Origin of the sequence: Desulfitobacterium sp. (genome assembly GCF_035539115.1) — a bacterium.
Classification (GTDB): Bacteria; Bacillota; Desulfitobacteriia; order Desulfitobacteriales; family Desulfitobacteriaceae; genus Desulfitobacterium_A.
On record NZ_DATLJA010000041.1, the window covers coordinates 1 to 22,079 of the forward strand.

General features: G+C 40.5%; 21 protein-coding genes. 8 read left to right on the top strand and 13 right to left on the bottom strand.

What is annotated here, in order from left to right; genetic code table 11:
* Nucleotides 1–405: glyceraldehyde 3-phosphate dehydrogenase NAD-binding domain-containing protein (locus tag VM640_RS07550; RefSeq protein WP_325390880.1), on the bottom strand; the 405-nt coding region annotated here is incomplete at its 3' end.
* Between the two features lie 438 nt (nucleotides 406–843).
* On the opposite strand from VM640_RS07550, the gene VM640_RS07555 reads away from it, so the two are divergent.
* A complete protein-coding gene (locus VM640_RS07555) occupies nucleotides 844–1,506 on the top strand; it encodes a zinc dependent phospholipase C family protein (RefSeq protein ID WP_325390882.1) in 663 nt (220 codons plus the stop codon).
* Nucleotides 1,507–2,044: 538 nt separating this feature from the next.
* On the opposite strand, the gene lepB (VM640_RS07560) is transcribed toward VM640_RS07555, so the two are convergent.
* Nucleotides 2,045–2,536, bottom strand: coding sequence for a signal peptidase I (lepB, locus tag VM640_RS07560; RefSeq protein ID WP_325390884.1), 492 nt, complete (start codon nucleotides 2,534–2,536; stop codon nucleotides 2,045–2,047).
* A 256-nt stretch (nucleotides 2,537–2,792) separates the two neighbouring features.
* On the opposite strand from lepB (VM640_RS07560), the gene VM640_RS07565 reads away from it, so the two are divergent.
* Both VM640_RS07565 and VM640_RS07570 read left to right on the top strand, forming a co-directional pair.
* On the top strand, nucleotides 2,793–3,431 hold the full coding sequence (locus VM640_RS07565; RefSeq protein WP_325390886.1) for a hypothetical protein: 639 nt from the start codon (nucleotides 2,793–2,795) through the stop codon (nucleotides 3,429–3,431).
* A 332-nt stretch (nucleotides 3,432–3,763) separates the two neighbouring features.
* Nucleotides 3,764–4,183: a hypothetical protein gene (locus VM640_RS07570; protein ID WP_325390888.1), complete on the top strand. Its 420-nt coding sequence runs from the start codon at nucleotides 3,764–3,766 to the stop codon at nucleotides 4,181–4,183.
* Between the two features lie 320 nt (nucleotides 4,184–4,503).
* Here the strand turns inward: VM640_RS07570 and VM640_RS07575 are convergent, their stop codons facing one another.
* Nucleotides 4,504–7,383: a Tn3 family transposase gene (locus VM640_RS07575; RefSeq protein WP_325390890.1), complete on the bottom strand. Its 2,880-nt coding sequence runs from the start codon at nucleotides 7,381–7,383 to the stop codon at nucleotides 4,504–4,506.
* A gap of 15 nt (nucleotides 7,384–7,398) precedes the next feature.
* A complete protein-coding gene (locus VM640_RS07580) occupies nucleotides 7,399–8,304 on the bottom strand; it encodes a tyrosine-type recombinase/integrase (RefSeq protein WP_325390892.1) in 906 nt (301 codons plus the stop codon).
* Between the two features lie 148 nt (nucleotides 8,305–8,452).
* On the opposite strand from VM640_RS07580, the gene VM640_RS07585 reads away from it, so the two are divergent.
* The 4 genes from VM640_RS07585 to VM640_RS07600 all read left to right on the top strand — a co-directional run bounded on the left by VM640_RS07585 (nucleotide 8,453) and on the right by VM640_RS07600 (nucleotide 10,220).
* Entirely contained in the window at nucleotides 8,453–8,707 is a 255-nt protein-coding gene (locus VM640_RS07585) for a hypothetical protein (protein WP_325390894.1), read from the top strand.
* Nucleotides 8,673–8,933 (top strand): type II toxin-antitoxin system RelE family toxin, encoded by a 261-nt coding sequence (locus VM640_RS07590; protein WP_325390896.1) that lies wholly within the window; start codon nucleotides 8,673–8,675, stop codon nucleotides 8,931–8,933. Before VM640_RS07585 ends, VM640_RS07590 begins: the two co-directional genes overlap by 35 nt.
* On the top strand, nucleotides 8,923–9,471 hold the full coding sequence (locus VM640_RS07595) for a DUF4004 family protein (RefSeq protein WP_325390915.1): 549 nt from the start codon (nucleotides 8,923–8,925) through the stop codon (nucleotides 9,469–9,471). Before VM640_RS07590 ends, VM640_RS07595 begins: the two co-directional genes overlap by 11 nt.
* Before the next feature lie 131 nt (nucleotides 9,472–9,602).
* Entirely contained in the window at nucleotides 9,603–10,220 is a 618-nt protein-coding gene (locus VM640_RS07600) for a cell shape determination protein CcmA (protein ID WP_325390898.1), read from the top strand.
* A gap of 908 nt (nucleotides 10,221–11,128) precedes the next feature.
* Here VM640_RS07600 and VM640_RS07605 read toward each other — a convergent pair.
* The 3 genes from VM640_RS07605 to VM640_RS07615 form a co-directional block, all read right to left on the bottom strand.
* Nucleotides 11,129–11,356 carry a hypothetical protein gene (locus tag VM640_RS07605; protein ID WP_325390900.1) on the bottom strand — a complete coding sequence of 76 codons (228 nt, stop codon included), beginning with the start codon at nucleotides 11,354–11,356 and terminating at the stop codon, nucleotides 11,129–11,131.
* Nucleotides 11,357–11,381: 25 nt separating this feature from the next.
* Complete coding sequence (locus VM640_RS07610; RefSeq protein WP_325390902.1) at nucleotides 11,382–12,377, bottom strand: D-alanyl-D-alanine carboxypeptidase family protein; 996 nt, start codon at nucleotides 12,375–12,377, stop codon at nucleotides 11,382–11,384.
* A gap of 90 nt (nucleotides 12,378–12,467) precedes the next feature.
* The gene (locus VM640_RS07615; protein WP_325390904.1) at nucleotides 12,468–13,274 is read right to left on the bottom strand and encodes a M23 family metallopeptidase; all 807 of its coding nucleotides are present in this window, start codon (nucleotides 13,272–13,274) and stop codon (nucleotides 12,468–12,470) included.
* 169 nt (nucleotides 13,275–13,443) lie between these two features.
* Here VM640_RS07615 and lexA point away from each other — a divergent pair, with 169 nt between their 5' ends.
* Entirely contained in the window at nucleotides 13,444–14,058 is a 615-nt protein-coding gene (lexA, locus tag VM640_RS07620) for a transcriptional repressor LexA (protein WP_325390906.1), read from the top strand.
* 127 nt (nucleotides 14,059–14,185) lie between these two features.
* Here the strand turns inward: lexA and VM640_RS07625 are convergent, their stop codons facing one another.
* The 6 genes from VM640_RS07625 to typA form a co-directional block, all read right to left on the bottom strand.
* Nucleotides 14,186–15,283 carry a D-alanine--D-alanine ligase gene (locus VM640_RS07625; RefSeq protein ID WP_325390908.1) on the bottom strand — a complete coding sequence of 366 codons (1,098 nt, stop codon included), beginning with the start codon at nucleotides 15,281–15,283 and terminating at the stop codon, nucleotides 14,186–14,188.
* A gap of 76 nt (nucleotides 15,284–15,359) precedes the next feature.
* Complete coding sequence (gene lepB, locus VM640_RS07630; protein WP_325390917.1) at nucleotides 15,360–15,878, bottom strand: signal peptidase I; 519 nt, start codon at nucleotides 15,876–15,878, stop codon at nucleotides 15,360–15,362.
* Nucleotides 15,879–15,916: 38 nt separating this feature from the next.
* Complete coding sequence (locus tag VM640_RS07635) at nucleotides 15,917–17,188, bottom strand: methionine gamma-lyase family protein (RefSeq protein WP_325390910.1); 1,272 nt, start codon at nucleotides 17,186–17,188, stop codon at nucleotides 15,917–15,919.
* A gap of 28 nt (nucleotides 17,189–17,216) precedes the next feature.
* Complete coding sequence (gene hflX, locus VM640_RS07640) at nucleotides 17,217–18,815, bottom strand: GTPase HflX (protein WP_325390912.1); 1,599 nt, start codon at nucleotides 18,813–18,815, stop codon at nucleotides 17,217–17,219.
* A gap of 71 nt (nucleotides 18,816–18,886) precedes the next feature.
* A complete protein-coding gene (locus VM640_RS07645) occupies nucleotides 18,887–19,864 on the bottom strand; it encodes an AAA family ATPase (RefSeq protein WP_325390914.1) in 978 nt (325 codons plus the stop codon).
* 81 nt (nucleotides 19,865–19,945) lie between these two features.
* Nucleotides 19,946–21,772 carry a translational GTPase TypA gene (gene typA, locus VM640_RS07650; RefSeq protein ID WP_325390919.1) on the bottom strand — a complete coding sequence of 609 codons (1,827 nt, stop codon included), beginning with the start codon at nucleotides 21,770–21,772 and terminating at the stop codon, nucleotides 19,946–19,948.
* Between the last annotated feature and the right edge of the window lie 307 nt (nucleotides 21,773–22,079).

Below are 22,079 nucleotides of genomic sequence, written 5' to 3' on the forward strand. Positions count from 1 at the left end.
AACTCCCATTACAATTGTGATATCTTCATTTTTTCCTGGCGCAGAAATAACAACCTTTTTAGCCCCTGCTTTTAAATGAAGTGCCGCTTTATCCCGTTCCGTAAAACGACCCGTTGATTCGATAACAATATCCACCCCAAGTTCTTTCCAGGGAAGCTTTTCCGGGTCTTTTTCAGCGAGGAGTTGGATAGATTGTCCATTTACCTTCATTGTATTCTCTTTTACCTCGACTTTATAGGGGAGAATTCCGTGAACAGAATCATATTTGAAGAGATGTCCTAGAAGATCCGGACTTCCTAAATCATTAACAGCAACGATTTCAAGAGGAGCCTTGCTTTCGAGGGCTGCTCTTAAGGATAATCTACCGATTCTTCCGAAACCATTAATTGCGACACGTACAGACATAATAATTGCCTCCTTAATTTAAATTGTGTTTCTGCTTAACATATATTCTGTGCAAATGAACAAAAACCTTCAACACATTTGCTTAATTGAACAAAAAAATTAATAGGCTATAGTTTTATCTGAGGGATAAACAAATGCAAAGCCTATATTTCGTTATATCTTACGGGGTTAGATGTCCTGAGATTCAAGCTGCTCACGAATCCAGGTCAGTAACTTATCACAAAGAAGTAAGTTATACAGCTTATTTCTTTGTTTGATTGAGTGCAACATAAATCTGTACCTTGACGACTTGCTTAAAGGGTATTTAAAGATTAATAAGATATAATAGAAAATGTCTTCGAGAAGAGGGAGCACTGATATGAGCAGTATAATAAGTTTAATAATATTTTTAAATAACCGGGCAGAATTCTGATGGTATGAGTTTTAAAAAAGACTATTATGAAATTGATTCAAGGAAGTGAAAAATTGTTTATCCTAACGCATAAAATTGTAGCACAGCAAACAATAGCGCACCTCAATAACCAGAATTATTCTTTTAATAAATTGGGTTTTATATGGGGAAATATGAAACCTGATATTGCTCCAAACTTAATAGCAAAACCCCATTATCAAAGGGAAAGCTTAAATTTTGTCGTCCTGAGCATATTGTCATTGTGTTGTCTCCCTGCTTCTTTTTTAGATGTCCCTATGAGACGCAAATATATAAGTGTTCAAATGGGCGTTATCTGTCATTTCTTATCTGATTTCTTCACCCTTCCTCATAGTTTACGCTGGAAATTAGATTCTCTCCCATTAGCATCAAAGCATCTAAAATATGAAACCATTCTTCAACAAAAGGCTTCTCTAAGGTCTATTCCACATCTCGCCTTACCCACTATTTCTAGTATATCTAAAGAAAGCATCACATTGTTCGTCACAAAATTGCATAATCAATACCAACTTCGAGAAGATTATATGAACGATTTAAGGTATTCTGTTCAAATCTCATCTGTAATTTCCGCTCTTATTCTTCACACAATTCAAGAAAATGTTTTTGCTGATGAAGAATTCGGAAACAATCATTCGCTGCTTCGATTTTCTTCCAATAAATTTTTAGCATAAGCGGATCTTAAAATAGAGGTAAAGCTTCCTTAAAATTTGTTATCAAGACTGAATTTTATGATTAGAGTTAATCTATCAGCACTTTTTGAATCTAGTGCACCAAACGTTATTTTGGATTCCATTAAGTTATTTTCAAGTGGATTTGGCGGTCGCAACGATTGATCCAACTTAAACAGAAACTTTCTTTGAAACGGCAGTAGTGGATATTATACACCTATTGTCTTTTTTAAGTTACGGTCTAGATTGACATGTTGCCACGCGATGGGTGGCACTTTGTTTATAACAATAAGCCGACTTTTCCTTAGCGTTGGAAAAATCGGCTTATTGTTTCCATATATTGTCTTAACGTGGGTTTTACGTCATTTTGTTGGCCCTACCCCTTATTGGGGTCCCGCCAACATTTTAACGAAAATATACGCTAATCCATTTTGTGGAAGCGAAAAGCCAGTTTTCCTTACTATAAGGCATAAACTGGCTTCGTATTTACTAAAGGTAAATACCAGAATATAATAATCTGGGGAAAAAATCAGATGGATAATTATGGAGTTTTTATTTGCGGCCACACTTTTAAAATAATAGTTCCAATAATATTTTTTTTAGGCAAAGACCCCCATATATGACTATCGATAGAATTATTTCGATTATCCCCTAATAGAAAATAAGAATCACTTGGAATGCTATATGGTTCAAAATCATATGCAGGCCTTATGTTTCTGTAATCTTCACTTAGTAATTTGCCGTTAATATATACGTTTCCATTATAAATTGAGATAACCTCACCAGGTAATCCAACTACTCTTTTAATCCATTCTTGATCATTTATATGTTGAGATTCAGGTGGCCTAAAAAGAACTATATCTCCTCGTTTAATATTATAGTCCTTATATATAAGGACTATATCATTTAGTTGGATCGTAGGTAGCATAGAAGGAGAAGGGATAATTCTGAGACAAAAAAACCCTTCTAAAATTATACAGAAAATTATACACGTAATCAATATGACTAAAATTCTAATAGAATGTAACTTCATTTTGAGACCTCCGATTTCTCATAAATTGTCGAAAATATACATAAATGGGTAATAAATGGTATAGTTGTTGAATATATAATCAAAAGAATATATAGTTAATTATGGTTATATTATACACTAAATTATGAGGTAAGGAGGGTAGAGTCAAGTCTATATTATTAGAATTTGAAAGGGGATATTAAGAGATGCGTATTAATAAGGTATTTAAACAGGTATTAGCAATTGGAATTAGTCTTATTTTTTTGCTACACCAGCAATGGCAGCCACAGTTACTGCAACTCAAATGAAACCAGCAGCATTTTCAAACATTAAGGAGCTTGATGTAAATCAAAATGCAGAAGTGTTTAAAAAAATTACTGAAAGTTCAAATCACAAAATGATGAAAGATAAAATCCTTCAAGGAAAGTATGTTTTAGAGAAAGAACATCTTATTGAAACCCTTGATCCAAATGATAATAAACCTATTGAAGTAGTAACATTACCCTTTGTTCAAGATAATAAGCCTGGAATGATTGTAACCGCTACTAAAGATGGTCAATCTGTAACAGAAGCTTTCCAAGGTTTATCAAGTGACGGTAAAACTATTGAAATAGAAACATCAGCAGTTATTGATAACAAAATTGTTTCCAAAACCAGTAAATATCAAATTGATAATCATAAGAAACTAGCTGATCTTTTTATTAAGCCAGCTTATGCAGATGCACATTCTTTTTGCGTAGATTTTTGTAATTTTATGTGTGGAGCAGGATTTGGTACAGTCGCTTGTACTGTAGCATGTGATGCTTTTAGTGGGGGAACTGGAGTTATTCTTTGTCCAGCAATATGTTATTCTTTAACTTGGTCAGCTTGTAATTACGGATGCCCATGGTATTGTACAAATGTAATTGGTTATTAATGCTTGATATAAGTTATTAAAACTCAAAATAAATTAATATGAATTAGTAAATGGGGTTTTGTCACTTTGTTCAATTTGTTATTATGGATTTTTACTCTAATTGCAGGAATAGCAATTCTTTTTTTATCAGGAAATCAATCATATATAACTTGGCGAAAAAAATTTTTATCTATTGACGATAGGAAAATTGCAAACAGCGAAAAGAGTATGGCTATTGGCTTAATTATTCTTGCAATACTTAATCTACTTCATACTATATTTAGTTTTTAAAACTAAAAGGGGGCTAATATTAGTATTAGCCCCCTTTAAAAAACAATTTGGGGAGTACAATTATGAATAATATTGAAAAAAAGACAAAAATAATAATATATTTGCTTTTAATTCTAAATATTGGTTTAATCATTACGGGTGTTCTAGTTAATATTAAAGTTAAATGTCCAATATGTCATGAAGTTCCTTTTCTTCCTATTAATGATGTTGAATTAGGGGTTTTAGGTGTAGCATCAAATATTATTATTGGTATACTAGCTTATTTTACAAAGAATAAGCTTTCTAGTTATATTATGCTTTTGTTTTCTATGTTTTTAAGCGGTTTTAGTACATTTTTACAGATTGGTCGATATATCCTCCGTGGTGGATACTGTCCTTACTGTCTGTCTTCAACATGCATATTTTATATTTTATTTGGCATTTTTCTATACAACACCGTAATAAAGCCGTTGTTGAATAATATAAATACAGACTTAATTTAGGAAAACTCTAATATAATAGTTTAATATCGAAATTTTCATAACTGGTCCTAAAATTATGTTACAAAGTTTGACTAGCTACGTTTACGATAAAATAAGAAGCGTAGTGGTGGAGTTACGAAGGCTTAATCTTTTGTTTGATCACAAAGGATTAAGCCTTCGTGGCTGCAAAATTGGGGCTCAGCCAAGAGAATCCAAATACAAGGACTTTTGCACTTAAAAATTTTACTTTCTGGTATCGAGACCAGGGGGATGAATTATTTTTTGTTGTTAAATCCATCATATATGCCTCCCTAACAAGTAAGGAGAGGTATACAGGGTATTCAATTAGAATCTTGTTTGGTGCATTTAAGTGGCCGTAAAGTTTTTAAAGTTGTTGTTTGTTTTGTATCAAACTTGTACTCACCCAAAAAATTAATGTGTTCCCATCCAAGGGGAGAAATATGCTCCAACAGCTCTTCGTTAAAATTTTCTTTACCTTTATTGAGCTCGATTGCCTTGGTCAAATAGACCGTATTCCATACACTAATCGCATTAATAATGATATTAAGCGCACTAGCCCTCTGAAGTTGGTCTTGAAGTGCCCGTTCGCGCAACTCACCAAACTTTCCGAAGAAGATAGCTCTAGCTAATGCGTTCATAGCTTCCCCTTTGTTTAATCCACGGTGGATACGCCGCCGCATGGCTTCGCTTGAGATATAATCGAGAATAAAGATGGTCTTTTCTATACGCCCCATTTCACGTAATGCCGTGGCCAAGCTATTCTGACGGGAATAAGACCCGATTTTACCCATAATTAACGATGCCGACACTGTTCCTTCACGAACAGAGTGAGCAAGCCTGAGTACATCGTCATAATTTTCCCTAATAACTTTGGTGTTGATCTGGCCACGCAACAATTTCTCCAGTTTAGGGTATTCGCTGGCTTTTCCTATAGAATACAGTTTCGCGTCAGCTAAATCCCTAAGCCGAGGAGCAAAACGAAAGCCTAATAGGTGGGTTAACCCGAAAACCTGGTCGGTGTAACCGGCTGTATCCGTGTAGCGTTCCTCTATAACTAAATCCGTTTCGTGATGAAGAAGACCATCAATAACATGCACTGCATCCCTAGCGTTCGTGTTGATTACTTTGGCATAGAAACTAGAAAATTGGTCGCTAACAAACCGGTAAATCGTTGCACCTTTCCCGGTACCATAATGAGGATTAGCATCTGCATGAAGAGCATCAACGCCAATTTGAACACGCATTCCGTCCGATGAGGATGTGGTACCTGTTCCCCAATATGATGATAAAGCTAGTTTGTGGTGAAAATTGACCAGGACTGCTTGTGCTTTGTTCATAGCATCCTCGTATAACCGCCATTGTGCAGCATTAGCCATCTGTCGGTAAGAGATACCTGGTGTAGATTCCGCCATTTTGGTTAGTCCAATATTGGTCCAATAAGCAACTTCCATAAGCAAATCAGTTAGCTTAATATGTGGCAGCAATTCGTAAAGTGAGAGACTAAAATCCCTGGCCTCATCCGGAACGTCCTTTTCTAAGCGGTCAATATGAAGCTTTCCGTTTTCAAGATTTACACCTTCCAAGTCATCTACATTGGATGATACCCATTTCAGACGCTTTAACAAGGATTCAGTACGTTCTTCCAAGTATTCTTCAACAGATAGGCTCACCGCCAATTTAGTCGTGGTTTTTGTTATCTGGCTCCATTCCTCTTTTGAAAAGAGATATTCTTCAAAATCTTTATGTTCACGGCTGCCAACAATCGAAACATCCCCCGAACGAATAGAGTTGCGAAGTTCTGTCAATACAGCCATCTCATAGTAGTGACGGTTTATATTGCCATCGTCATCGTAAATATGTTTTTGCCAGCGATTTGAAAGAAATTCAACCGGAGCGTCTTCAGGCACTTTCCGTTTGCCGTTTTCGTTCATATCCTTGATTGTTTCAACAGCCTTCATCAACGGTTCAGCAGACTTCGTTGAGTTAAACTCTAACGAGGTTAATAGAGTTGGCGTATATTTCCGGAGCACATAGAATTTCTTTTCAAGCAGATCAAGGTAATCGTAGTCAACCGGCCTAGCCAACTGCTTAGCTTCTTCGACAGAGGCAATGAGTCGATCCCATGGTAAAACCGCCTCAAGTGCTACGTATGGATCAATTCCTTCCTTACGAGCCTTAATCAGGGCAGCTCCTAAATCGGCTAACAAAACTACTTTTTCGTTAATCGTTTTACCATTTTGCTTTTGGATTTCTTCCTGAGCTTTTCTCCCTTTAGAGAGTAGGGACATAATCTGGCGATCATGGATATCAAAGGCAAGATCGGTTAGATCCTGTATCAGGTCAAGCAAATAGGCAACCAAAACAGCGTACTTCTTAGGATCATTAAATCTCCGGAAGGAGTGCGGTTCATAACGAGCGCCTATTTTGGAAAGTTGTCGCAGTCGGTTTGGATGAATTCCACTTGTATCCACCTGAAGTTTTAGATCACGTATGAATTCCAGCTTTTCAATAACCTTTAAAAACGCATCAGGGGAAAATGTACCAGGAATTTCCCTCAACCAAGCAAGATAGGTCTTGCTGCTCTCCGGCATAGGAGATACAATTTTATCAAGCTTTTCCATTTGTGCAGCAGTCAGGGATGTACCTAAAATCTTAAATATTTTCTCTTCGGTTCTCTTCCGTGCTTCCCAAACGGCCCTTTCAATCGTAGCCATGGCGGGAAGAAGGATCTTGCGTTTGCGCAGCTCCTCTAAAGCAACTTGTATTAAATGAAGTGCATTGCCGTTTGCCATGGCCTGGGGATAAAGAAACTTAGAAAGTGACCGGTATTCATGGAGTGTAAAGGATGAGTAGCCATATTCTTTTCTGATTTCCTCAAGGTGTTCGTATTTTGTTGCCTCACGTTGGGAATATGAGTTAAACTCTTTAAAGTCAATACTGAGTTGTTTAGCAATATATCGTAATATTTTCTCCGGAACATCGTTCACGTCAGATAAAGGCCAACCAATGTAACGAAGCACACAAAGCTGAACAGCAAATCCAAGCCGGTTATAGTCTCTGCGATGCCGTTGGATCACTTCAATATCATGCTGGGTTAATGTAAAGTAGGTGCCAAGTTCCAATTCGCCTAAATCGGACGGTATTTGAGTATACCGTAATCTTTCATCCGGAGTCAGTAGTTCTTTTACTCTTGCGTACATACAATGCTCTACCTCTTATTCCCATGAAATTTTTTCAACTTCAGCTTGCAGGTCAGCGCGGGTTGCTTTAACATAAATCATCGTCGTATCCAGGCTGTCATGTCCCATAATTTGGGCTAGTCTATGCAAAGGCGTGTTTACGGCCATAACGTAGCCAAAGCGATGTCTTAGATCATGAGCACTTAGTCCTTCGAGCCGTGCTAGTTTCATATACTTTTGAATGACATGTCGCAAGGCCCGTTCACTAAGCCTGTTACCTGTTTTTTCTGAAGGAAATAAATAGGCACTACCAGGTGATAATTCAGCAATGTATTTTTCCAGCATGGCACGACATGTTGAGTTAAGGGGGACCTCTCTCTGTTTATTGCGTTTTCCAGCCCTTACGATAAGTTGGCCACTGCGTTTCCCAATGCTTATATCTCTTGGGCTTAAATCGCATACTTCCATAGTTCGTAATCCGGTATGCAACATGAGAATCAGGATAGTCTGATCCCTAAGCGTTCCGTTATGTTCTGACGCTGCAACCAGGGCAGCCTCTTCCTTATCGGTCATTTGTCGTGGGCTAACCTTTTCTTCTGGAACTAACTTTACTGGCTTGGATGGATCATGACGAATGAATTCTTCTGTAATGGCCCACTCAAAAAACCGTTTGAGAGTTATTAGTCGCCGGTTAATCGTTGCAGGTTTTAGTTCACTAATTCTTTGCATTACATCCCTATACCGCGTTAATGTCGGAGTAGATACGTCTTCAATGCGGAAAATAATATTTTCTTCCTGGTGTTCGGGAGACTCAAACCAACTAACAAACTGTTTTAGATCGCCGGCGTATTCTTTTAACGTCTTAGGTTTTAAATCTTCTTGATTGGTTAAAGTATCAATAAATTTAGCAATAATAATTTCTCCTTGGGTGGATACATCCATTGCAGCAGATCCTCCTAACTCTTGACTTACCTTAGCGGACATGGTAATTTTATCTTAGCTGAAACCTTAGCGGACATCAAGACTAAATTTTAGGCATAGGTTATAGCCGCTAATGTTTATTAGCGGACATTAGACAGGGGGCGTTTTCATGGCTATCAGTAATGATGATTTATTTAAGCTGGTAAAGATACTCCCAGAAGAAGCCAAGCAATCTGCTTATGATTTTTTAAAGTTTTTAACAAATGGACATAGACGACCAGATTGGGACGAAATTGACCAAATGGAACCGGACGATATACCCTTGAGTGAAGAAGAAGAAAGGCAAATGAAAAACAACACGGAATTTGTGTCATGGGAGGAAGCGATGCATGAGCTCAATTTACCAACTGACATTAAGCCGTGATTCGATGAAATTTCTTGCCAAGCAGGAAAGAGCTATTCAGGAACGTATTCGTAAAGCATTAACAGGCTTAGCTATTCGTCCACCGATTGGTGATATTAAGCCTCTAAAAGGCCAAGGAAAGTTAATGCGTTTACGAGTCGGTACATACAGAGCGATTTTCGAAGTTAATCATACGGAACAAATTGTATATATACTGACTATCGATAATCGTGGTGATGTTTATTAAAAAATATGCAAACACAAAAAGCCGGTTTCTCCTTAGAGTAAGGAAAATCGGAACCTTTTTCCCCAAAAGTAGGGTACTGTCGCGTATTGATAAGATCAAAAACATGAAAGAGGATATCTCCTTGGACGATCTTGCCGATGTGTTTTCTCCTGCTTTTGATCAGATAGGCCTGAAAGCGGATGAGATGACGCAGCGAAACATTGTTACTTCCGAAGTGCTTAAAATGTATCTTGATTTCAATGGTGGTGGGCAGGTACTTGATTTTAACGATATTCTCTCAGCATTTATATTAAACAAGCTTATTGTCTCAGGTGACATCAGCCTTGAGGAAGGTAGATTGCTGATTGAGGTGCTCCAAGAGGGACTGATGAAATTCGAGGGCGAGCCTAGCGAGGTTTTTTTGATGAGAAAACTTGGAGTATTCAACTGTTTTATGATCTCTCCGCCCTGTAAAATATGCCTTGACAAAGGTGTCCGGCTTATCGGACGAATCAATATCGTAACTGTCATCGAAGAACTGAAACTAAAACTGATTTAAGGAGGATATATTATGGATAACAATACAAAAGGTGAGTTGAGAATCGACGGCTCCGGCAGTTCCGCGGGGGGTGTTTATAACAGTGTTAAAATCAACGGGTGGGGAAGATAAACGGGGATGTCAGCTGCAGAGTGTTCCGTATTAACGGTTCTGGCAGTATAATCGGCAATCTCGATACTGAGGACGGAAAGATTAACGGCTCTGGCAATGTGGAGGGAAGCGTCAAGGCACAGGAGTTTAAAATAAACGGCTCAGGTCAGATAAAAGGCGGCATAAGTGGAGACAACCTGACCATCTCGGGTTCCGCATCGATCGGCGAAAACCTTGACGTACAAAACGTGAAGATTGAGGGCTCGGTTAAAATTGGTTGCGACTGCAACGCCGAAAGCTTCTATTCCTGCGGCTCATTTGAGATAAACGGCCTGCTGAACGCTGACAACATAAACGTTGGACTGTTTCACTTCAAAAGTCGGGTGACGGAGATAGGCGGCGGAAAGATTAATGTTGCTATCGGCTCTTCGACAGGATTCAAAGTACTAAAAACCATCTTTACGTTGGGTATATATAATCCCGTTCTCGAATCCGAAACCATCGAGGGTGACGAGATCGTTCTTGAAAATACCATTGCCAAAGTCGTACGTGGCACCAATGTTACCATAGGCCGGGGCTGCGATATCGGTCTTGTCGAATATAAGGGCGTTTTTCGAAAAATTGGTGATGCTAAGGTGGCCGAAGAGAGAATGGTATAAATGCATGATATCTTCGCGTTTATATAAGACCATCAATATTGCCGAAAGTGATTGCGGTGTAATAATTGACTGGAGGAGAAATTACTCAGCATCGGCAAATAAAATATCTTAATAATATTAAGCGAATTGTCAAACCAATGCTAGGCTACCAAATGTATGTATGCGAAAAATAGGGAAGAGGCGATTTAAAAGACTACCGGAAATCCATGCGGTATTTAAGAGTACTAAACTAAAATTAGCTAAGTAGACTCCGCGCTAAAACGATATTTAGTGCAGAGTTGTTTCTAAGAGGGACTTAGGTAAAAGGGGTAACACTTCGCTGATAAAATTGAATCTAAAATTTAATTGGTTATGAGCAACAAGAAAATCTTCAAGGACTATGACCAATAATTAAATACGAACCTAACGCATCTACAAAGGTCTGTAGTTAACTGGTTAGACTGGGTAGTAAAACAATACTCACTACATCTTTAGAAGCCATACAGAAGCTTCTAAAGGCTCAGTTCTACAACGAGTTAATTATCATCAAACTCTAATTAACATCATTGATATTGAACCTTATATTCAAGTGCTAATATTAAAGATTCTACTGTTGGATAATCATACCAGGCTTATAATTATAAAGCCTTAGAAAGGCTCCTAGAGGCTGAACGCTAAGCTGTATTATAAACAGATACTAATCAAATACTAATCAAATACGTCTTCAATGAATACTAAGAGACATAAATAGCCCGATTGATTGATGACTAAAATATCCGCCAATCGGGCTAAAATATGTGTACCCCTCTCCCGTATTAATTGGTCTACTTTACATAATATCTATTATAGGACCCAAAATTAAAGTGAATCAGTACTCTCATAATCACTCTATACCCCATTTTTTATGACTAAGATAATATAGTTGAACTTTACTTTTTCTTGAAATGTAAGGTTCGACCAGTCTTATGTGTACTCTTTACGTCTTCTGTGTTTAAAAGAATATCTTCTATTTGGATGGCCCGATAATCTGCAGTCGATTCGATACACTTACAACAATTATCACAGATCTTTTCCGGATTTAATTCGCATCTGTCACATTCGCCACATTCTGTACATAAACGGTCTTCTAAAACGCAAGGTTCACCATATTTTTGCATTGTTTACGCTCCATCTCAGTTAAGATTACGGTTGAAAGAATCCTGGGGTTTGAATCAAGGATTCGGGGCTACTTCCTAAATTCCACAGGGCAGCACGCGTTCGTAGAGCTGCTAGTCCTTGATCTAAGAGATTTTTGGTATCCTTGTAGCGATTTTCACTCCCTAATAATACGAGAATTAAATTTCCATCAGTCCTTGTGATATAGGTAACAAGACACTGACCTGCTTCAGTGGTTGTTCCTGTTTTTAAACCTTGGACCCCAGGATAAACACTAAGAAATTCGTTTGTATTGTTTACAATAATGCTCTTTTTAAGATTGTTAGAGGTTGTCCACTCCACTCTGCCCTCTTTCTTCTGAACATACTGCATCAACGTAGTATGTTGGGTAAAACTGAGTGCGATTTTGGCAAGATCCTGGGCAGTAGTATATTGATCAGGTGCGGGTAAACCATTTGGGGTCTGAAAACGTGAATTTTGACATCCTAATTGAAGAGCATATTGATTCATTGCTTCAACAAAGGCGGAAACTGATCCTTTCGCTTTCACCGCTAAGGCAACAGCGGCATCATTAGCACTTGGTAAGTAGAGCGCAGTTAATAAATCTTTAACCAAGATCGTATCCCCTGGCTTTAAGCCCAGAGTGGAATTCTCCATCTGAACCTCATCCCCCACTTTAACAACGTCTTCTTCGCGCAGCGATTGCATCGCCACAAGACCAGTCAGAAGTTTTACAGTACTAGCCGGTGCGCGTTGAACTGTCTCATTTTGAGCGAGCAGGATATCCTGATTCTGGGCATTAATAAGATAGTAACTAGAGGTATTTAAGCTTTTGTCTGGAGCTGATGCTGAAGGTGCTGAGGCCGAAGGTTTGGATGTTGTAGTAGAGTGAGATGTATCAGGTCGAGCTGTGGAGGATTTGGTCGCAGAAAACGCTAGAAAAGGATCAAATAAGGAAAAAGCATTTATACCGAAGGCAATAACCATTATTAAGCTTATGAGGATGAGTATTCTGCGTCTCATAATGTCCCTTTCTTTCGAATACTGGTTGAGTATATATGTTTTTATGATAATAAATTTTGGGGCTCTCGGCAAGTTCTGAATTTCGAGGTATTAAGATGGATAGTGCTGCCAAACGAATAAGAAAGGATAAGGATTAATCCAGGTTCCATCCGGTAATTGAATTCCGAAGTGCAAATGATCAGGTGTTGTTAAGGCGTCACCAGTGTGCCCCATTGTTCCAATCTGAGCTCCTTTAGTAATGGATTGCCCTATTTTTAATGTGTAATCTATTGTTTTAAGATGTGCGTAGTAATAATAGTTACCGTCATCTCCCCTTATTCCCACCCGTTCTCCTCCGAGTCGATTCCAGCCTAATTTCTCGACTTTTCCCGAACATACGTTGAGTAAAGGTGTCCCTTCCAAAGCAAATAGATCGGTTCCCTCGTGTTGTCGTTTTCCCCCTTCTCGATCTGCTCCCCAACTGTCTTCGTACCAAGGCTTTCCCTGAACAGGAAAAGCATAACGTTCTGGTTCAAATAAAGGATATTGAATTAAGAACACTCTCCTCTTCTTAATTTCTTGGATCGAATTTGGAGAAAGAGCCGTAGATTTCCATGTGATTTGATTGAAAGGTATGCCCTGCTTTAGTTGCTGTATGATTGGAGAGGCCTGCTCGGTTGGAAGCGTGGATTTAATGGCTAATAGATCGGCCCAGCCTGTCTCGGAAAGCTTCTCTCCTTCTTTTTGGCTATCGAGTACAAGTTCCGGAGAGATATTGGTCAGATAGGGGTAAACTTGAGGTGGCACAACAGGCGTTCTATGGAGGAGTTTCCAGGCCATCCACCCAATACTTAAGATAATGAGAATTTGTACTACGAGAACAGAAGTTTGAAAGAACGAGTTCTTTAGGCTTTTCATAATCAGCCCCCTTAAGATCATTACTAAATGATATGGGCTGCGAATTTTTGATAGAAGTCAGAGTTTGGGGTTTCAGGGCGATTTACTAAAATATTTCTACGAACATTTGTTTGCAGTTTAAAAGGTCTAATGGTAAAATGTTCATAAGAAATTGTGGGGAGGTAATAGTGTGTACCCTGATTTATCTCAACGTCAAACCGAGATACTTTCATTCATCAAGCAAGCGATTCGACGGAAGGGATATCCCCCATCAGTTCGTGAAATTGGAGATGCAGTTGGGTTGATGTCCAGTTCTACGGTACATGGGCATCTTCAGACTTTAGAGGATAAAGGATATATTCGTCGCGATCCAGTTAAACCAAGAGCGATTGAAGTTTTGGATAATTCGCATGATGCTATTGAAAAGAAAGTGGTTCAGGTTCCTATTGTGGGGCGAGTTACTGCGGGCCAACCTATTTTGGCCCAAGAAAATATTGAAGACACCTTTCCCCTACCCCTGGAGTTGGTGAATGATGATCAGGTTTTCTTTTTAAAAGTCCGTGGAGAAAGTATGATCAATGCAGGAATTTTAAATGGAGATCTTATTTTAGTGAGACAGCAAAGTACAGCCATTAATGGCGAAATTGTTGTAGCCTTGATTGGAGATGAGGCGACGGTTAAACGCTTTTACCGTGAAAAAACCTTAATCCGCTTACAACCTGAAAATTCATTAATGGAACCTATTTACTCGCAAGATGTCACGATTCTAGGAAAAGTGATTGGGGTCTTTCGATTCCTTCACTGATTAGAAATTAAACCAAAAACCGAAAGGAAGTGAGACTTGTTTAACAAGCCTACTTCCTTTTTTGGTCCTACGATGCAGGTATACGTATCCGGAAAGATAAAACAGCCCACTTGTTTGGATGTCGAAACTAACGTGAAATTCTACGGTTGCGGAGATCCTGAAAACGTTCCAAGCCCAAAGAAATCAAACGGTCAATGATTTCTGAATAGGAAATTCCAGAAGCCTCCCATAGTTTGGGGTACATCGAAATCTGCGTGAAGCCAGGCATTGTATTGATTTCATTGATAAAAATCTGCTGATCAGCGGTTACGAAGAAGTCAACTCTGCTTAGGCCCGAGGCCTCCACAGCTTGGAACGCAGTGACTGCCATTTTCTGAAGCTTGTTTGTAACGTTTGGCTCGAGCGGGGCTGGAATGAGTAAGCGCGAACCTGTGTCATGATACTTCGCTTCATAATCATAGAAATCGTTAGCAGGTAGAATCTCCCCAGGAACGGAAGCTCGCGGCGATTCGTTACCTAAAACAGCGACTTCAATCTCCCGTCCAATGATATTTTCTTCAATAACAAGCTTCCGATCATAAAGGGCAGCTAATTCGATTGATTTCTTTAGGCCTTCCCGATTATAAGCTTTGGATATGCCCACACTCGATCCTAAGTTAGCGGGTTTAATGAAACAAGGATAACCGATTTCCAATTCGATTTGGTTGAGAATATTTATTGAATCGTCTTTAAATTGGGAACGTAACAACGTAAAGGAGCGAGCCATTGGCAGCCCTGCTTCAGAAAATACAGCTTTCATCCTGTCTTTATCCATTCCTAAAGATGAACCGAGAACTCCAGAACCGACATACGGTGCATTAGACATTTCAAATAACCCTTGAATCGTGCCGTCTTCGCCAAAAGGTCCATGGAGGACAGGAAAGATTAAATCAAATTTCCCATGGTTAGGTAGCTCCTGGCCATTGAGAGCAAAGAAACGGGGAGCTGTGGGGTCTTGGATTAAGGTGACTTGTAGGGTGTCAGGGGTTGAAATTTCCTCTGGCGTTTGCCAATCCTTGGGTTCCACACCCCAGAACCATTTTCCCTCTTTCGATATTCCTATGGTTTGAATCTCATAACGGGAGCGATCAAGCGTGTTTAAGACCGATTGGGCAGAATCTAGAGAGACCTCATGTTCTCCAGACTGTCCCCCAAATAGAATAATAATCGACTGACGTTTGCCCATTATATGTACCAACCCTCTTTTAAGAATTTCAATTTGTATTCTCAGTATATGCATAGTTATGGTGAAGAGTCCCTAACTATCGGGCCAGAGTTCCAAAATGGTTGAGAGGCCAATAACGGAGTAAGGTTCTTCCAGAGACGTTTTGTTCGGGTAAGAAACCCCACTCTCTTGAATCAGCGCTGTTATTTCGGTTATCCCCCATGACAAACAAAGAACCTTCCGGGACAACAACTGGACCAAAATCTTCCTTGGAACGCTCATTGATATAGGGTTCATTCAGAGGTTTGTCATTGACATAAGTGTCATGATTTTTAATCTGGACTTTATCCCCGGGCAAAGCGACCAGACGTTTGATGAAATCATCTGAAGAATGCGCGCTTGCTGGGGGATGAAAAACAATAATATCCCCAGGCTGTAGTTGTCCGAAATACTTAAAGAAAAACTTATCGACGATAACGCGATCTTGAAGTTGAATCGTGGGTAACATGGAACCCGAGGGAATAACGCGTGCTTCTAAGACATAAGTCCGGATGAGCCAGGATAAGACAAAGGCAACGAGAACAATTTCCACAAGCTCGAAAATATAACGAGCCATACTTTTTTGGGGTTTTCTCTGATCAAGACTCAAGTAAATCACCTCGCTTTAAGTAGATCTTTTTGAAAAAGGTTTAAGGCTGCTAAAATATTACCGAACTTAACATAGTGATAAGACATCCCACCTTGTTGATAAACAATATAAGGTTCTCGAAGCGGACCATCAGCTGAAAATTCACTGGTTGCCCCTTGAATAAAGGTTCCCCCTGCCATGATTACTTCATCTTCGTAGCCAGGCATACCCGCTGGGATGGGTAAGACAAAGCTGTCAATTGGTGAACCTTTTTGGAGTCCTTGACAGAAAGCAATCATTCGCTCACGAGAACCAAGTTTTACGGCTTGAATAAGGTCGGTACGGGGTTCTTCTGGTAAAGGGCTGACTTCAAATCCTAAGGCTTGCCAAAAAGCAGAGGAAAAAACTGCACTGCGGACGGCTTCACTTACGGTCAGCGGACTGAAAAAAAGCCCTTGAAAAAACAGACGTTGCCATTCCAGAGTTGCTCCTACTTCTCCGCCAATCCCAGGAGCAGTAAGGCGTTGCGCGGCGAGATCCACCCACTTCTTTTTACCAGCAATGTATCCACCGGTAGGGGCAAGAGTGCCTCCTAGATTTTTGATGAGCGAACCAGCCATCAGATCGACGTCAATATCTCCAGGCTCGAGTTTCTCGACTAACTCTCCGTAACAATTATCAACAAAGATTAGGAGTTGAGGATATTTTTCTCGGACGAATTGCACTAATTCGGAGATTTTTTGAATATCTAAGGAATTCCGCCAATCATAGCCTCGGGAACGCTGGACAATGAGCATTTTGGTATTCGGCTTCAGAGCGTCTTTCAATAAGCCATACTGAATTTCGCCTTCTGAACTCAGCGGGATAGCATCAAAACTAATACCAAACTCCTTCAAACTCCCCTGTCCTATTTCACGAATTCCTATGACTTCTTCTAGTGTATCATAAGGATTTCCACTCACGGAGAGAAAATGATCACCTGGACGAAGTACACCGAATAACGCGGTAGCAATGGCATGCGTACCAGAAACGAATTGTCCCCGAACTAAAGCAGCTTCTGTTCCCAAAATTCGGGCCATAACCTTATCTAACACTCCGCGACCTGAGTCTCCTAAACCGTAACCGGTCGTACCTGAGAGATGATAGCCTGTTACTTTCTCAATTTGAAATGCCTGCAACACTTTCGCGTGATTATGTTCTGTTACTTCATTAAGGGAGGATAATCGTGTTTGAACGATTGTCTCCGCCTGTTCCACTGCCTCAGAAATCAAGTGGGGCAGTTCTCCCCATAACTCCAATGATGAAACCTCCTTGTGTCTGTTATTTTTAAGGTAATAGTTCCTCAATCATTTTCCAGACGGGAATGAGTGAATCCCCTCGCACCAGAGAAAGCGGAATAGGGTGTGCAAGTTGTTGCGCTAAACGGTTGAGATCAGAAATCTGCTCAACTTGGTCAATTTTGTTTAAGATAGTTATCGTCGGTTTTTCTGCGCAATTTAATTTTTGCAAAATCTCATGGACAGTATCGGCCTGTTCTAAGGAACGGGGATGACTGGCATCTAGAACATGAAGTAATATATCGGCATTTTGAACTTCCTCTAAGGTAGCTAAAAAGGCATTTAACAACTGGGGGGGAAGCTTTTGAATGAAGCCAACCGTGTCACTCATCAAGATTTCCCGGTCAGGGCCAATCCGAAGTGCGCGGATGGTAGGATCGAGGGTTGCAAAAAGTTTATTTTCTCCAGCGAGTGACTCCCCTTTGGCTCGGGTTTGCTCCATCGCTTTTTGCAGAAAGGTCGTTTTACCTGCGTTCGTATACCCAACGAGTGCAACAAGATGAAGCCCACTACGGACACGTTGTTGCCGCTGCGTCATGCGGTGTTTACGAATCTCAGTTAATTCGTGTTCGAGAATATGAATCCGTTGCCGAACTCTTCGCTTGTCCATTTCTAGCTTGGATTCACCGGGTCCTCTCGTTCCTATCCCACCGCCTAAGCGGGAGAGCGCTTGTCCTTGACCTGTTAGGCGTGGTAATCGATATTGGAGTTGGGCCAGCTCAACCTGAAGTTTACCTTCTCGCGAATTGGCGCGTTGAGCAAAAATATCAAGGATAAGCCCTGTCCGATCCAAAACTTTAATACCCGTGTAGTCTTCAAGATTTCGGAGTTGCGCAGGAGTTAATTCATCATCACAAATGAGGACATTAGCATGGGTATCTTGAAGTTGCTGATTCAAAGTTTCGAGTTTCCCTTTGCCTAGATAACTCGTAGGACTGCCGTAACGTTTGGGTTGTAAGAGTTGCCCCACAACCTTGACGCCAGCGGTGCGGGCGAGTTCCGCTAATTCCGCTAATAATTCCTGAGCCAGTTCTTCGTTCTCAACAGAAACAAGATAAGCCCGTTCTTCCTCAGGAAGAGAACGGGTTGTCGGGTTTTGCCGGGTACGATTTTCGGTGAGAAATTCCTCATAATCAAGGGTTTCAATCTCTCGAGACGTGAAAGTAGAGGTAAGGATTGCACCATTCTCCGTTATTAAAGCAAGCTCGGCACCTGTTATTTTCCCGTTAAGAATCCCGATACTTGTCATACTTTCGAGGGAGAGAGATTCTAGTGCGCTAAGGTCAACTGAACTCAGCCGATAATTACCTTCCGGATGGGTATGAATACAGCGTAATCGAGTCGCTTCCCGGGTTCGTACAGGAGGTAGTTTAACAGACGCATGCTGCCCTACAGCTACGCCATCGACACGTCCCGAACGATTAATATGTAAGGCGATTTCTTTATTCCATTTTTCGGTCAAATTACCTAAGCCTTCAAGTAAAGTGGCATGGATAAGCTCCGGACGTTCAGTTCGGAGCAAAGTTAGTGTTTTCAGTTCTTCGAGTTGTGTTAAGCGGATTCCAGATAGATCTCCGAGAATGTCCATATTTTGCCTCCATCTTAATGACGGTTTAGCCATTGGATAAGATAAAAGAATCATAGCACAAATTTACGATTTTATGAAGAAACTCGACTCTTAAATTCTTCGAGAGCAAGATCCATAGGGAGAATCTGCATGAGTTCTTCCCGAGTTGAGTTCGGCTTTTGAAATAAGCGAACAGCCTGTTTACGGATGGCCTTTTCGGTAATGTTGCGAACGAGACGTGCATTCCCTGCATAAGGATGAGAATTCAAGAGCCCTTGGAGCATAAAACGAAACGCTCCCCGAGTTTCAAAGCTGAATTCATATTGGCGTGCTTTAAGCATGGATTCACCGATAGCAAACAGTTCATCCAGTGTATAATCCGGAAAATCAATATAGATTGGAAAACGGGAACGAAGGCCTGGATTAGTTTGTAGAAACCAATCCATTTCATGACAATAACCTGCTAAAATTAAAATAAATTCGTTCTTATGATCTTCCATAGCTTTGACTAAAGCATCAATCGCTTCCTTGCCAAAGTCCTTTTCACCACCCCGTGCAAGGGAATATGCCTCATCGATGAAAAGTACACCACCTAAGGCTTTCTTCACCTGTTCACGCGTTTTTTGAGCGGTGTGTCCTATATACTCTCCGACCAGATCAGCTCGTTCACATTCAATAATCTGTCCTTTTTGTAAGACGTCCATTTCCTTAAAAAGTCGACCAATAAGTCGTGCGACAGTAGTTTTTCCAGTGCCGGGATTTCCGCGAAAAATCATATGGAGAACTAAGGGCTCAGCAAGGAGTTTTTCCCGCGTTCTTCGCCTTTGAATTTCAACATAAGCCTGCAATTCCCGAACCAATTCTTTAACAGTGGTCAATCCAATAAGCGCATTGAGCTCCGAGAGTATTTCGGTAACTTTATCCTTTTCTGTTATATTACCCACGGTTTTACGAACCTTCGAGGCTTGGGTTGAGGAATCGCCTTGAATATCTACGGTAACCTTAGGCTTTGGCGACTGAACCACCGGAGGTAAATGGTCATCCGGTCTGAACGTAACACGAATCGGCATATGTAGGAGCACCTCCCCATCCTTATTACTATACGCAATAAAGACGAAAAGGTGTCCAGAAAAAGAAAGTACTTAAATCAATTAACTATTGGCAGCCATTTTTTTGGCATGACGTACTCTTGCTGTATGCTCCAAGTACCTCTTACGTAAGCGAATACTTTTGGGCGTAACTTCAACAAGCTCATCATCATCAATATACTCGAGAGCTTGTTCAAGGGTGAAAAGTCGCGGACTTTCTAAGCGTAAAGCTTCCTCTGAATTACTCGAACGCATATTGGTAACATGCTTTTTCTTGGCCACATTGACTTCAACATCTTGCTCCCGACTATTTTCGCCGACGATCATGCCTTCGTAAACATGAGTTCCGGGTTCGATAAAGGTAACTCCGCGCTCTTGTGCAATATTCAGCCCATATCCTGTGGCTTCCCCATCTTCGAAGGCGATCAGAACGCCACGGCTTCGACCAGGAATGTCTCCCTTGTAGGGTTCATAACTATGGAATACATGGCTCATTATTCCTTCACCACGCGTTTCAGTCAGAAAATCTCCGCGGAAGCCAATGAGTCCCCGTGCTGGAACTTTAAATTCTAAGCGGATTTGGGTGGTCGAAATGTTGATCATATTGACCATTTCAGCCTTGCGTTGCCCCAAAAGCTCCATCACGGAACCCATCGCATTTTCCGCAATATCACAGGTCAGAAATTCGATGGGTTCACACTTGACGCCATCGACGACTTTAATAATAACTTCAGGTTTAGAAACTTGCAGTTCATATCCCTCACGACGCATCGTTTCAATTAGGATGGAGAGATGAAGTTCCCCTCTTCCCGAAACACGAAAAACATCGGCGGAATCCGTTTCTTCAACATTTAAGCTGACGTTCGTTTCGATTTCCTTGAATAATCTTTCTCTCAGCTTACGTGATGTCACATACTCCCCTTCATTACCAGCAAAGGGACTGTTGTTGACCATGAAATTCATTGTGAGCGTAGGTTCGTCTACTTCAATGATATCAAGCGCTTCTGGCTCAGTTTCACTCGCAACCGTTTCGCCGATATTGGCGGAACCTAATCCTGTTAAGGCAACAATCTCTCCAGCTTGGGCTTCGGCTACATCAACGCGTTTAAGACCTTCATAGACGTAAACTTTGCCAATCTTATTCTTTTCTAAGATACCATCTCGTTTAATTAAATTGACCGTTTCTCCTTGATGAACGCTACCACGGACAATTCGGCCAACGACGATTTTCCCGACATAATCGTCATGGTCCAGAGTCGTAACTAAGAGTTGTAAAGGAGCCTCAACATCAACTTGGGGAGCAGGAATATGCTCTAAAATAACGGAAAATAGGGGCGTTAAGTCATCAGCAATTTGATCTGATTCTAAGCCTGCAACACCTTGGCGTGCCGAAGCATAGACAACCCGAAAATCAAGTTGGTCATCATCCGCACCTAGCTCAATGAAAAGTTCCAACACTTCGTCAAGAACTTCAGCGGGACGGGCGTCTGGACGGTCAATTTTGTTAATTACGACAATCGGAACAAGTTTGAGTTCTAACGCTTTTCTTAAAACAAAACGAGTCTGAGGCATAGGCCCTTCAAACGAATCAACGATGAGTAAAACCCCATTCACCATTTTCAAGACCCGCTCAACTTCTCCACCGAAGTCAGCATGGCCTGGGGTATCAACGATGTTGATTTTTGTGCCCTGCCAATGAACAGATGTGTTTTTGGAAAGAATCGTAATTCCTCGTTCTCTCTCGAGATCGTTGGAATCCATAACACGCTCCATCACTTGCTGATTCGCGCGAAAAGTACCACTTTGTCTGAGCATTGCATCAACTAATGTTGTCTTGCCATGGTCTACGTGAGCAATAATGGCTATATTGCGTAAGCTAATAGTTTCAATCACAAATAAAAACTCCCTTTACCATTTTTAACACCAATCTTAATCTTACCATGGAATTGTAATTTCTACAATTCCATTATGACTCGTTTTGTCTATTATCATCTTTAGTCTTCTTGAGAAGAAGATTCTTTATTCAAATTAACTAAAATGTAATACTGTTAAATATATAAAGAAAACCCGGCTTTCGCCGAGCTTTGCGATAAAGAAGACTTGGCCAGCGCCAAAGCGATGGCCTTAGTCGCCTTATCCTGCCGGACTTAACTACTTGCATCGTAGGAAAGCGAAAACCGCTGGTTGCACTTATGCT